11 protein-coding genes are annotated in these 12420 nt (G+C 43.3%); 3 read left to right on the plus strand and 8 right to left on the minus strand.

The window, feature by feature from the left end; all coding sequences use genetic code 11:
• Positions 1-97 precede the first annotated feature (97 nt).
• Both ACJJIY_RS18975 and pgmB read left to right on the plus strand, forming a co-directional pair.
• Entirely contained in the window at positions 98-2515 is a 2418-nt protein-coding gene (locus ACJJIY_RS18975; protein WP_445358616.1) for a glycoside hydrolase family 65 protein, read from the plus strand.
• Positions 2515-3228: a beta-phosphoglucomutase gene (gene pgmB, locus ACJJIY_RS18980; RefSeq protein WP_445358617.1), complete on the plus strand. Its 714-nt coding sequence runs from the start codon at positions 2515-2517 to the stop codon at positions 3226-3228. Before ACJJIY_RS18975 ends, pgmB begins: the two co-directional genes overlap by 1 nt.
• 207 nt (positions 3229-3435) lie before the next feature.
• On the opposite strand, the gene ACJJIY_RS18985 is transcribed toward pgmB, so the two are convergent.
• The 5 genes from ACJJIY_RS18985 to ACJJIY_RS19005 form a co-directional block, all read right to left on the minus strand.
• Complete coding sequence (locus tag ACJJIY_RS18985; protein WP_445358618.1) at positions 3436-4311, minus strand: right-handed parallel beta-helix repeat-containing protein; 876 nt, start codon at positions 4309-4311, stop codon at positions 3436-3438.
• A gap of 513 nt (positions 4312-4824) precedes the next feature.
• The gene (locus ACJJIY_RS18990) at positions 4825-5280 is read right to left on the minus strand and encodes a cupin domain-containing protein (protein WP_444905663.1); all 456 of its coding nucleotides are present in this window, start codon (positions 5278-5280) and stop codon (positions 4825-4827) included.
• Positions 5281-5448: 168 nt separating this feature from the next.
• Positions 5449-6255 carry a right-handed parallel beta-helix repeat-containing protein gene (locus ACJJIY_RS18995; protein WP_445358619.1) on the minus strand — a complete coding sequence of 269 codons (807 nt, stop codon included), beginning with the start codon at positions 6253-6255 and terminating at the stop codon, positions 5449-5451.
• 315 nt (positions 6256-6570) lie between these two features.
• Positions 6571-7344, minus strand: a complete 774-nt coding sequence (locus tag ACJJIY_RS19000) for a class I SAM-dependent methyltransferase (protein WP_444905665.1) — start codon at positions 7342-7344, stop codon at positions 6571-6573.
• Positions 7345-7615: 271 nt separating this feature from the next.
• Positions 7616-8044, minus strand: coding sequence for a winged helix-turn-helix transcriptional regulator (locus ACJJIY_RS19005; protein ID WP_445358620.1), 429 nt, complete (start codon positions 8042-8044; stop codon positions 7616-7618).
• Between the two features lie 104 nt (positions 8045-8148).
• On the opposite strand from ACJJIY_RS19005, the gene ACJJIY_RS19010 reads away from it, so the two are divergent.
• Positions 8149-9072: an alpha/beta fold hydrolase gene (locus ACJJIY_RS19010; protein WP_444905667.1), complete on the plus strand. Its 924-nt coding sequence runs from the start codon at positions 8149-8151 to the stop codon at positions 9070-9072.
• A 130-nt stretch (positions 9073-9202) separates the two neighbouring features.
• On the opposite strand, the gene ACJJIY_RS19015 is transcribed toward ACJJIY_RS19010, so the two are convergent.
• From ACJJIY_RS19015 to ACJJIY_RS19025, 3 genes are all read right to left on the minus strand, one after another.
• Positions 9203-10126, minus strand: a complete 924-nt coding sequence (locus tag ACJJIY_RS19015; protein WP_445358621.1) for a DMT family transporter — start codon at positions 10124-10126, stop codon at positions 9203-9205.
• 144 nt (positions 10127-10270) lie between these two features.
• Positions 10271-11194, minus strand: a complete 924-nt coding sequence (locus ACJJIY_RS19020) for a haloalkane dehalogenase (RefSeq protein WP_445358622.1) — start codon at positions 11192-11194, stop codon at positions 10271-10273.
• 505 nt (positions 11195-11699) lie between these two features.
• A complete protein-coding gene (locus tag ACJJIY_RS19025) occupies positions 11700-12143 on the minus strand; it encodes a CHAP domain-containing protein (RefSeq protein WP_445358623.1) in 444 nt (147 codons plus the stop codon).
• Positions 12144-12420: the final 277 nt, after the last annotated feature.

The raw sequence follows: 12420 nt of genomic DNA on the forward strand, positions 1-12420 counted from the left end.
TTCGGAGATGAAAATCAGGTCTATCTTCTAGTATCAGTCAGGCTTAACCCCAGACTTGCAATCGATTGCAAAAAGACATCAACTACGGATAGACTGAATGCCAGTTGCCGAAGGCCCAGCAGGCCCGGCCCTAGGACCCAATCTCCAATCCAGTGAAAGTGGTATGAAGCAAAAACAACAAATCAAACACAAGATCCACCCCTGGGACTTGGTGGAGGACACCTTCCAGCCCGAAGATTACAGCCTCAATGCCACCCTATTCTCCCTCGGTAATGGCTATATCGGCTTACGCGGTACCTTTGAGGAGGGTTTCGATCCAGAACCCTTCACGGATGGTTGTTACCTGAATGGAGTCTACGCCAGCGAACCTATCACCTATGGTGAGTCTGCTTATGGCTACGCGCGCAACAACCAGAGGATGTTGACGGTTCCCGACGGCAAGACCATTTATATCAGCTTGGATGGAGAACGCTTTAGTCTCGCCCAAGGCGAGCTGCTCAACTACGAGCGTCGCCTGGACATGGCCGCGGGGATCAGCGAGAGAAAACTCACTTGGCGCTCCCCAAAAGGAAAAACCATTGAACTCAAAGTGCAGCGCCTGGTTTCCCTCAGTGAGAAAAACCTGTTAGCTCTGCAACTGGAACTCACACCCATCAATTTTGACGGAGAGGTACACCTGCAATCCTGCCTTGATGGTGACCTTGCCCAAGCAGAACGCAGTGAGGACCCACGCCTAGCCTCCCCTATTGACCGGGGAGATATCGAATGGCTGGAAAATACAGCTGAAGATGGTTATTTAGCCCTGCCTCTATCCGTTAAGAGCAGTGGCTTCTCTATACGATGCGCAGCCCTGCACCTTTGTGAGAGTGACAGCGATTACACGTCCAATAACCTCCGCAGTGAAGACTGCGTCTCGGTTGACTATCGCTTTGCTGCCCGCCGCAACACCCCTATTCGCCTAACCAAGTACGTCGCTTACTTTGCACAGCAAAATGCTGAGCCGATATCAGCAGGCGAATTGCATCATTACCTGGAGCGCTGTGCGGCTAAAAGTTTTGCGGACCATATCGAAACCCAGCGTATACAAATGGACAATTTCTGGCTTGAGTCCGATATTCAGGTCAGTGGAAATGATGCCCTGCAGCAGGGAATACGTTTCAACCAGTACCACTTGTTCCAATCCCTAGGTCGGGATGGCAATACCAATATTGCAGCCAAAGGACTTTCCGGTGACGGCTATGACGGCCACTATTTCTGGGATACAGAAATCTATGTACTACCGTTTTTCCTCTACACCCAACCCGAATTAGCGCGCGGCCTACTGGAATACCGCTACTCAATCCTCGATGCCGCACGAAAAAGAGCGAGGGAGATGTCGATTCAAAAGGGAGCACTGTTTCCCTGGCGCACCATCGGCGGTGAGGAGTGCTCAGCCTATTACCCGGCAGGCACTGCGCAATACCATATCAATGCGGATATTGCCTACGCCGTACGACATTACTGCCGGGTTACCGGTGATGTCGATTTTCTGCGCAACAAGGGCGCAGAAGTCGTGATAGAAGGCGCTCGTATGTGGTTGGAGATTGGCCACTTCAACGCACTTCGCGACAACCAGTTCTGTATCAATGAGGTTACCGGACCAGACGAATACACCGCCCTGGTTGACAATAATTTCTACACAAACCTGATGGCCAAGGCCCATCTTGAATATGCTGTTGAAGTATTACAGTGGTTAAAATCATTCGATCCTGCAGCGTGCGATGAGTTAACCCAGCGTATTCAACTCGGCAAACAGGAAATTGATAACTGGGCCAAGGCCGCAGAAAGCATGTATCTGCCCTACGATGAAAAGCAGGGTATACATTCTCAGGACGATAGTTTTCTAAACAAACCCCGCTGGAATATTGCCGAAACGCCAGCCGATCAATTCCCGCTGTTACTTCACTATCATCCCCTGGTGATCTATCGACACCAAGTTTGTAAGCAGGCGGATGTCGTTCTTGGCCTGTTACTGGAAAGTTCAGAGTTTTCAATTGAGCAGAAGCGTCGGGATTTCGACTTCTATGAACCGCTCACCACGCACGATTCCACTTTATCCGCTTGTATTCACAGCATTATTGCCAGTGAAGTTGGGTATCCGGATAAAGCGCTGAACTACTTCCAGCAAGTTGCGCGAATGGATCTGGATAACCACCACAACAATACCCAGCACGGTATACACACTGCCTGTATGGGGGGCACCTGGATGTGTATGGTCCAGGGATTTGCTGGCATGCGGCTGCACGGCAATGAACTCAACTTCAATCCATATCTGCCCAATGGAATGGACGGCTATCGTTTCCGGTTGCAATTCCGTGGCCGCACGATCGCAGTCGATGTCGATTCTTACAGCGCCAGGTACACCTTGGTGAAAGGTGAAGCGCTCAGTCTTCATCACGGCAAGCAAATTCTATTCCTGGAGACACCAGGGCAAACAGAAACCATTCAAATAGCACCGATGGAGGAGGTATCCTGATGATCTATCGTGCAGCAATTTTTGATCTCGACGGCGTTATTGCAGACACCGCACGTCTCCACCTGATCGCATGGCAACAGCTGGCTGAAGGGCTCAACCTTCCCTGGACAGCGGATACTGAAGAGCGCTTAAAGGGCCTGGAAAGAATGGCTTCTCTTGAGGTGATTCTCGGGGAAAAAAGCAGCAATTACACTGAAGAAGCAAAAATCGCACTGGCTGCTAGAAAAAACAGCCGCTACCAGGAATTAATTCGCAGCCTCTCTCCCGCAGACTTGTTACCGGGCGCCGGTAAACTGCTCGCATGGTTAAATTCTCAGCATATTCCGGTTGGCCTCGCCTCAGCGAGTAAAAACGCGCCGGCGGTATTGGAAGCCCTGGGAATATCCCGTTACTTTTCTGTTATTGCAGACCCAGAAAAATCTGCACCTAAACCTGCACCAGATATATTCCTAGCCGCCGCCAAAGGTCTAGGAATTGATCCAGAGTTTTGCATTGCTTTTGAGGATGCGCCCGCAGGAGTCAGTGCAATTAAGTCCGCTGATGGTATGACGGCTGTAGGCATAGGCAGCCCAGATGTCCTTAAAGATGCTGACTACACCCTGGCAACCCTATTGGAATTTACACCAAATGACTTTTTCTTATCTGTACTAGCAGAGTCCGGCATTCGTCAAAATATGAATATCGATAAACGACCCAACGAAAAAATAGATTAGAACCCTATGGCTCTACCATGCAAGCAGCAAGACCCCAATATATAACGAACCTCTAAATGAGCTAATCACGTCTATATCACACCGGATAATCCCGGTGTGATATTTTAGCAATCGGCCAAGGCTTATATTGATATCCGCGCACCCTTTCACCAAACATCAGTCAAAAGAATAAGATTTCGCTGGCCTTCTAGGGAATAATTTTACGGCTCATTGATCAATACAGGCCCCTTCTATATTATCAGCCGTATTGCCAAACCAGGTATTAAGGCAGGGGAAGGGATTAGTATCCTCAAGATCGGTAGAGTTGTTATCAGTTGCTATATTGCCAATAATTACATTTCCGAATTGGCTATCCGGATCAAAAAAAAAGCAGATGGGAATGGCGAACTTAGCCAACGATATACCTACCGCAGTGCCGGGAATAGGATCTGTAAAACCAGTGAGTTCAACCGTATTTTGAGCAATGAAATTACCATTGCTACATATTTCCATACCATAATCACTAAAACCGGTTATCTTATTAGATATTACGGTCGAATTATCTGCCCCGAGATCAAAAAAGATACCACTTTCCCCGAATCCATCTGAACTAACAATCTCGTTATTTATCACCGTTGAGTTACTGCCTCTAATAAACACACCTTCACCACCAATTGGTACATCAATAATCGAACCAGACAGCGTATTGTTGTCCGAGTCGAGGAAAACCCCTTCTCCAAAAACCTCACTAAATGTTATACCCGTAATTGTGTGGCTACCGGAACCTGCTGCAATGACTCCTGTACCACATTCATCCAATGTACCTCCTGATGCACCTCCAGATAATACAGCTCCTGTACCTTCAAGAATGACACCTGCCCCTCCTTCACAATCAAACGTAAATCCATTCAAGTTCAGGCTTCCTGTAGGGCCAGTTACTATTACACCGGAATTACAAGAAAAGTTCTCAGTTAACACCTCTGGAGTTGTAATATTACCGCCACACACTATATCTGCATTTACACTTCCAGAGATTACTAACGCACTACCGAAAAATAGATAAGAATATAGTTTAGACTGCGTTCCTTCCTGCCAAATATTCATAATGAACTCCTAAAATAGTATTGTACCCCCCTAATAAAACTGTTTAGCTATTGATTACTACTCACCACCACAGCCAATTGCCACTTAAATCCGAGCTACCGGTCAGCCCAGCAACTGTTAACCCAATCAAATTACAATTGAGATCCTTACTTATTATTTCTGTACTCGCAATGGTATCAGCGTACACATCATCGGCATTTACATTATGCGAAAGAGCTGAAGTAAACCCAATAACAATTTTTAGTCATAACCATTATGCCCAGGTAATAAAAATCCTTGAAATCAGAAAAAAGAATATTGGGATACATTTTGAGCCCAAAGAGTGAAATATCCATAGGAAAATATTCTCAATAGCTCTGGCATGTAAAAGGTAATGGCATAGAGAAGCTTGGGCAAGTAAAATAATCAAAACTCGTGCATAGACGTGAAGTGAAAAGCTTAAAATAGACTCCATAAAATTTACGCCAAAATATCCATCAATAGTAAAGCGTAACTACAGCTTAAACTTTAGGCTTAACGAATGAAGCGACTCAAACAACTATCTATCTCACACAGTTGTTTTGCTACAGGATCATCAACCTTGATTAAATTGAAATCCGAAAATTCAAACCCCGGGCCTACCGAACATCCGACCAAAACAGAACTCCCAATTGGCTCAGCAGCCTGCCAGGCACCAGCAGGAACAACATGACAAAATATATTATTCTTTGCGGAAATCTCAGTCCTTTGCAAACAGCTATCCCCCTCAGTCCAAATATAGAGATATAAGCCTTCCCCCCTATATAAATTCCAAACCTCATCAGATTCGACCCGGTGAAACCTAGATACTTCATCTTTCTGTAAGGAAAAGTAAATATGCGTCAATGCGCTTCGCTTCTGCCCATCCTCCCTTGTTACTATTGAGCTCGACTTAAACACCTGAAGAAATTTCCCGCCTTCAGGATGATCAATTAAGTTATCAGGCTTCATGGATTAATCAGCACCTTGTAATCAGAATTAGAAACATGTCTGATACTACATTACCACATAATGTATCAGTGAAATTTAATCCTTATAGACAACAAGCAAATAGTTGAGCGGATACGAATTGAACACAGGCTCACCCAGTTTACTTTAAGGTGAGCCTTGCAAAAAGCCTTAATTTAAACAACTGGGATTAGCAGTAGTAAAAGTGTTTCCACGCCAGACATTAATATTACTACATGCATTTGCATTTAGATCCTCCAAGTCAAAATCAGTATTTCCCTTGGATGTGTTGTTGAGAATAAAGTTAAAAAACTGATTAGCTGCTTCCATATAGATACCCACTGAACCATTCATCTCAGAGGTGTTCTGGCTATAATTCCCAAAGTTGGAATCAGCAATATAGATCCCATATCGATTATTATCATATATATAATTTTGGGCTAAACTTGGAGCATCACCATCCAACTGAATCCCATCTAGTAAGTTACTTTCGATAATATTTGAGATCAAGGTATTTCTTAGCCCCGTAACTAATATGCCAGTATTACCATTACCATTAGCACTTGAATTAGTAATTAGATTGAAGTCGCTCGATACCGCCAACCCTACAAAGTCATTATTGTTAGCAGAAATATTGGTTACATTATGAAATCCATCACCAGCCAATCTAACGCCCGTCTGGCAGAATGATATAGTACCTGCGCCCTCCAAATACCCCACAAGACCGACAACATCTATGCCTATTGCAGAATTATTGTCACAAGTAATGGTATGACCATTCATATCCAGGCCACCAGTTGGGCCAATAATGGTTATCGCGATATTATCTGTACATACCAAATCATCATCCAAAACTTCTCGGGTGTTAATGGTATCACCACAATCAACCGCCGATGCAAGCCCGGATATTAGCAAGCAAAAAGCACCTGCAAATATAGATAAAGCACACTTCATACCTTGTAATTGCCATATAGCCATCTTACTACCCTCTATAAAATCAGTTAATAATGACCTTCTCCTGAACAGAGTGTGATCCAGCTTGCTAAAAGGGCTATAAGAAATTTCTCTTAAAGAAATGGCAACTAAGTACGGAATCTAAACATCTGTGAATGGTAAATAGTGGCTATCTACGCCAATTAGACAAAACGCAAGAAAGCAGTGTTGGATATAAAGCCAGTGGGCCTTTACATGGGAAGTTTAAGGGGGCGGTACTCATTACCCTCCTTTTCCCTCCCTTAAAAAAGGCTCTGCACAAATCTACCGCTAGCCTGATTATTGTTATTGCTCTTTATCTCAAGTAACTTTGACACCTTTAATAGTATAAATTAGCGGAATCTCATGTCCTTTAAAAAACAGGTAGTATTTCCCCTTCTCACGCTCCTCCATGCCATCAAAACAGTTGTAAGGGCTATACGGGTATTCTTTTAGTTGAGTGATTTGAATACCATATTTTAATAATGCACTCACAACATCGCTAATCGGATGTGACCAGGTGGCTAGGGTAGACTTGCCACCCCGATCATTCTCTGTATAGGTACCCTGCTCTTCAATATCTGGATCGGCTCGATGAAAGTATGTGTAACCAGAGAAAATATCATAAAATGGATGAAATTCTGCGATGTAGAAAGTCCCCCCCGGCTTTAAGCATTGAGCAACAACTGATGCCCACCGCTCGATATCCGGCAACCAACAGAGTGCACCGTAGGAAGTAAAGACGATATCAAATTCTTTATTATTTGACTCTCCAAAACTGTAGATATCATTGCAGATAAACTCTCCATGTAAACCTGAACGGTCAGAAAGAGCCTGTGCTTCAGTAATGGCTACAGAAGAAATATCAACTCCCGTCACCTTCGCCCCCAATCGAGCCCAAGATAAGGTATCCAAGCCAAAGTGACACTGTAAGTGAAGTAAACTTTTTCCAGACACATTACCTATATCTGAAAGCTCAACTTCATTTAAAGTAGATTTTCCGCTTAGAAATCCATCAATATTATAAAATTCAGACTTCACATGAATACGGGTGCGGCTATCCCAGGAGTGTCGGTTAATTTCAAAAAAATCCATGGCTCACCTTCTAATTACTTATATTTATCGATTCTATTTAATTATCAAGGGTAAGAAATTTAAATTTACTTGTAAGTCCTATTCCGTTATGCCTCAAGTTCAAGAAAACTAAGATTGCCAATCATTCTAACTATATATTTACAGTAATGCTTCAGCTACAAAAGGCTCTATTGAACTCAATTGCAAGTACAGATCATGCTTTACTACAAAGCAGACTGATAATTTTTGAGAGAAGCCCTAAATGGGGACAATAGAAGGTAGAATCCTTAATCTACGATTGATTATCCTCATCATATCTTAGGCGCGCTTTACGAATCTCGGGATGATGTTCATCTGCCCAAGAGACTAACTTCCACACAGCTGCAGATAACCCCCTTCCCAGGTCAGTTAATTCATACTCCACTTTAACTGGAACCTGCGCAAAGACAGAACGGAGTACAAAACCATCGCGCTCTAAGTCACGCAGGGTTTGCGTCAACATTCGCTGTGAAATCCCTTCAATACGCGACTTTAGGGAGTTGAAGCGATCTGGACCATCAACAAGGGCAAACAATATCAGGATGGACCACTTGTCACCAATCTGAGCTACCACATTGCGAATGGGACATTCATCATCATTCACAAACACGCGCCTCTCACTATTTTTATTCTGCGTCCCCACCCTTCCACTCCATAGGTTATCAAAAAGTAACTTAACCACTTAATAGTGCCTTATTGGCAACCAACTCTCAAGTGAGTAACCTAGTATAAATAAGTAACTTAACCCGAAATCACCTATAGACCCATATAGATATATACCCTGTTATGACCCAAGCTCTCTTAGACAAGGCCCTAACCCAATACGCCTCCAATAGACCCTCAACCGCTGACGATATATTTACACCGCAGTTTGTCTCTGTAGGGAAATTTAACATTCGCTTTCTACGCAAGGAAAAACCTCAGGCTCCCAGCCTACTACTGCTGAATGGTCTACCCCAAAGTATTCGCATGTGGGAGTCATCCATTGAAGCATTTAGTGAAAAGTTTGATGTGCTAGCCTTTGATATCCCAGGATTTGGCTTATCAAAAGCGGAGGAAGGAGATATGTCTCCGAGCAGCCTGAGCGAAGCCCTTGTTCAAATAATGAACCATTTTGGCATCAAGCAGGCCCACCTGGTAGGGCCGGATGTGGGTGTGCCTATTGCTTTAGCGGCCGTTATTAACCACCCTCAACGATTCTTGAGTCTCAATATCTTTGACGGCCCAGGCACCTTCCCTCCAAAACTCTCTCCTATTCTTATGGCCGTTGTCAGATCCCGAATGGTTCGCTGGATAGCAAAAGGCTTAAACAAGAAGTCAGTAATGAAAACCAACTTCCTGACTGCCGTCAAAGACGGCTATCACAACTACAAACCCAGCAAACGAGCTATCCAAGAGTACTATGACATAGCCTTTGATAATGACAGTCACAAGTGCGCCATCAGTTTCTTTGGAAGCTATTCGAAAGAGCTTCCATGGATTGAGAGAAAACTAAATGGTATTAATGTTCCGACATTGATCACTTGGGGCAAGAGAGATCCATTTGTTTTAGTGGATAATGCGACTGCCTTATCCAAGCATATCCCCAATAGTAAGCTAGTTATATTTGATAACGCATCTCACTTCTCATCGGAAGATGCTGGACAAGAGTATGTTGACTTGATAATCAATTGGGTAGATGGCGGCTTCCTTGAGCATCGTGACGCATGAGTTTTTAAATATTCTAAGAACAGATACCTAATCACTAACTGAATTCAAGGTGGCGTTAAACAATTTCGCCACCGATATATTAATGGGGCTCAACTACCATCATTAGAGCGCCCTTTATCAAATTGGTTTTTTAACTCATTAACTTTGACTCTGATTCAGCACCATCCTTCCCCTTTTTGGCCTTAATCTGTGAATCACCAATCAATGCGCGGCCTAGGTCTGAAGCATAAAATCCCGCAGCCAATATTACGAAGGCGCCAAATAATGTAATTCCATCAGGCAGATCTCCGAAGATTACAAAGCCAATAACAATAGCCCAAAATAGTAAAGCGTAACTAAAGGGCTGCAAAATAGAAGCTGGAGTAAGTGCCAGTGCCTTAATCAGTAAATAGTGGCCCATTGCACCTAAGAGCCCATTTAAAATCAACAATTGCCACCCTGACACTGTCGGCTCTACCCAATAAAATGGTGCTAAGCTTCCAAAAATAATAAGACCCATGGTCGCGGTATAGAAAACGGTTGTATCGGCACTATCAAAGTGTGAAACACGGCGTGAAAGCACTTGATATGCGGCCCATAGGATAGCTCCCAAGATGGGGATCAAGGTTTGCCAACCCATCATTCCCATTCCAGGCCTAATGATAATAAGGGCACCTATAAATCCAGCCGCAACACTTACCCAGCTCCTTGTATCTATCCTCTCCCCTAAAAACCATCCAGCCATTAATATTGCGAATAATGGAGCTGTCGCAGCTATAGCATGCACATCAGCCAAAGACATCATACTAAAAGCAAAAATAAATACTGACACCTCAAGAGCGAGAACAATAGAGCGAGCTAATTGAGTGCCAAATATTTCACTTCGCACTATATCCAAGCTCCCTTTGAGTCTTGCCAAGCTTATAACGATGAAGAAAAATATCGCGAAACGAATCGCCATTATTTGAACAATAGAATAGTTCTGAACGAGAACCTTACCTGTTGCATCCATACCAGCCAAACAGAGCATTGCCAAAATAGTCAGAATAATTCCACGACTGTCTTTAAACTTCACTTTAAACTCTCTAATAAAGACTACAGATTCTATAAACAGAGCCACCGATTATAAATTAGTTATGAAATGTAAGAGCAGTCTGAATGCCTTGGGCTACCTGAGAATAGAAGCCGGAATATAACTTATCCCGGCACTAGTACGCTCTTAATTTTCAGTTACTGTAGAGGAAAGCTTGAAGTGGTTGAGAGCCTTTTCAGCAATTTCTTTACCATATTCCTGCACAAAGTGGCCCGCCTCCGCTAGTTTGAGAGGCTCGGGGCAGTTTTTGATGGTTCCCCTCAGCAACTCCATCACTTTCTCACCAAGCACAAAGTCCCTCATTCCAATCGCCATAAAGCTCTCACCACCCCAGCTCCTAGACCAGAATTTTCGAGCCCTTACCCCTAGCTCTGCTCCCTCCATATCTGGATCAACCGGTACAATTGACGGGAATCGACGAACGCCAGCCTTATAGCGGTTGTCTGGAAAAGGCGCATCATAGGCTACTATATCGAATAAATTGACCTCAGATTGAGCATCATTGGCAATGAGCCCTCCCACAGGGATTTCAGGCACATTGACAGAGAAGTTCCGCCAGTGGTAGAACCCCTCTGAAGCACCATCCCCTGCTGCGATAGCCGTATTCATTACCAGTAATCGGGTAAATCTATCCGGCATATCCATTGGAAGTGTCAATCCCAGAAGTCCACCCCAATCCTGACAAACCAGCGCAATATTCTTAAGATCCAAATGCTCAATCAAACGCATCAGGCTGTTACGATGGAAGTTAAAAGTGTACACATCTTCATTGACGGGCTTATCTGAGCGACCAAATCCAAACAAATCTGGAGCAATTACCCGGTGTCCTGCCCCAACAAAAACTGGGATCATTTTCCGATATAAGTAACCCCAACTGGGCTCCCCATGGAGGCAAAGAAAGGTGGTATCCGAATCCTGCTCCCCCTCATCGATATATGCCATACACATAGAATCATAGCCTTCCAGGCTATCAATATAGTTAGGAGTATACGGAAAACCCGGTAGTAAAGAAAAGCGCTCCTCAGGAGTTCTCAATCGTTCAATAGACATCGGCAACCCTCTTTTAGTTGAAAGTTAAGTTAGCGCCTTGCTTCTGAAAAGCTAGATCAGTGGGAATCCAGAGATCATCCATTGTGGCGCTTTTATCGGTGCTTCAAATCTGAAAAAGTAACTGTAGAAAAATACCTATTATCCTACTAGATAATAAGGATAAATATGCTCCTAAAACATGGCATGATCTCTAATTTTTACATTTAGAAACCTTATTAGGCGCCAGATCACTTAAATTACCTCATAATGCCAATTTGGCAAGTCTGAAACCATTGGGCTAAGTACAACCGACCCTGTCAAAGCCGATTAATCAAACTTCTTACCATTAAAAACATGTTAGATGTATTGAAATACCCATCTGGATGTAAGCTGTCTACCAGCAATATATCTCAATTATCAGTGAACAGAAATTGAGCCTAGGAGAAATTAGGCTACAAAAATCACTGGGATGCATATATCACTGTAAGAACAATATCCCTCATGACTACGAATCATGGACAACACCTCAATACACTTTACCAAAGCCCGCCAAGATCCAGCCCCTTTTCACTGGAGAATCCATTTCTACTTCCCTGGCGAACAGGGTTTTGGGTGCTGACTCCATGATTTTATACCCCCTATTATCAACATAAGTAACTAAAGCAACATGGGCAATATATCCTTTTTCAGTCTTTCTATAAAAAACCAAATCCCCCAACTGCGGCTTATAAGATGCTGGTTTCAAAGATTGAATTGACTGGAAATAGGAATATAGATTTCTTGCTCGGCGATGGAAAAATGGATTTTCTGGATTATTACCATTTCGAGCATCATAAAAATTTGGATTTTTTACAAAACTATCTCTCAATAAGACCTGAAATGAATATCCAGCCATTCCGTAAGCGATATTAGGTACATCACTACAGACAATAAATCCAAGTTTCCCTCCTATATTATTATACATCCCCATCAGTGGATCATAAGGCGTAAATTAAAGAGAATATGCATTATCGACAACCAGATTAACATTTGGAAGGCCATGATGATTGGTAAAACTTCTTCCCCCCTTATAGGTAGAAAAATAGACGAGCAGTGGTATTGCCAAAACAACAACAAGAAAGCCAATAAATTTTTTCATATTACCAAAAATGTACCAACCCAAAATCACTAATACATATGAAACATTACTAAACTAATAATAGATGGGGGAAAAGAGTACAGCTAACAAACCCTTACGCCACCTTAAT

This window comes from Microbulbifer maximicatervae (SeqCode) (assembly GCF_052468155.1).

Excerpts from the sequence above, each read along its gene's own strand:
- ACJJIY_RS18975 (WP_445358616.1), top strand. The coding sequence starts at position 98 with ATGCCAGTTGCCGAAGGCCCAGCAGGCCCGGCCCTAGGACCCAATCTC.
- pgmB (WP_445358617.1), top strand. The coding sequence starts at position 2,515 with ATGATCTATCGTGCAGCAATTTTTGATCTCGACGGCGTTATTGCAGAC.
- ACJJIY_RS18985 (WP_445358618.1), bottom strand. The coding sequence starts at position 4,311 with ATGAATATTTGGCAGGAAGGAACGCAGTCTAAACTATATTCTTATCTA.
- ACJJIY_RS18990 (WP_444905663.1), bottom strand. The coding sequence starts at position 5,280 with ATGAAGCCTGATAACTTAATTGATCATCCTGAAGGCGGGAAATTTCTT.
- ACJJIY_RS18995 (WP_445358619.1), bottom strand. The coding sequence starts at position 6,255 with ATGGCTATATGGCAATTACAAGGTATGAAGTGTGCTTTATCTATATTT.
- ACJJIY_RS19000 (WP_444905665.1), bottom strand. The coding sequence starts at position 7,344 with ATGGATTTTTTTGAAATTAACCGACACTCCTGGGATAGCCGCACCCGT.
- ACJJIY_RS19010 (WP_444905667.1), top strand. The coding sequence starts at position 8,149 with ATGACCCAAGCTCTCTTAGACAAGGCCCTAACCCAATACGCCTCCAAT.
- ACJJIY_RS19020 (WP_445358622.1), bottom strand. The coding sequence starts at position 11,194 with ATGTCTATTGAACGATTGAGAACTCCTGAGGAGCGCTTTTCTTTACTA.
- ACJJIY_RS19025 (WP_445358623.1), bottom strand. The coding sequence starts at position 12,143 with ATGGGGATGTATAATAATATAGGAGGGAAACTTGGATTTATTGTCTGT.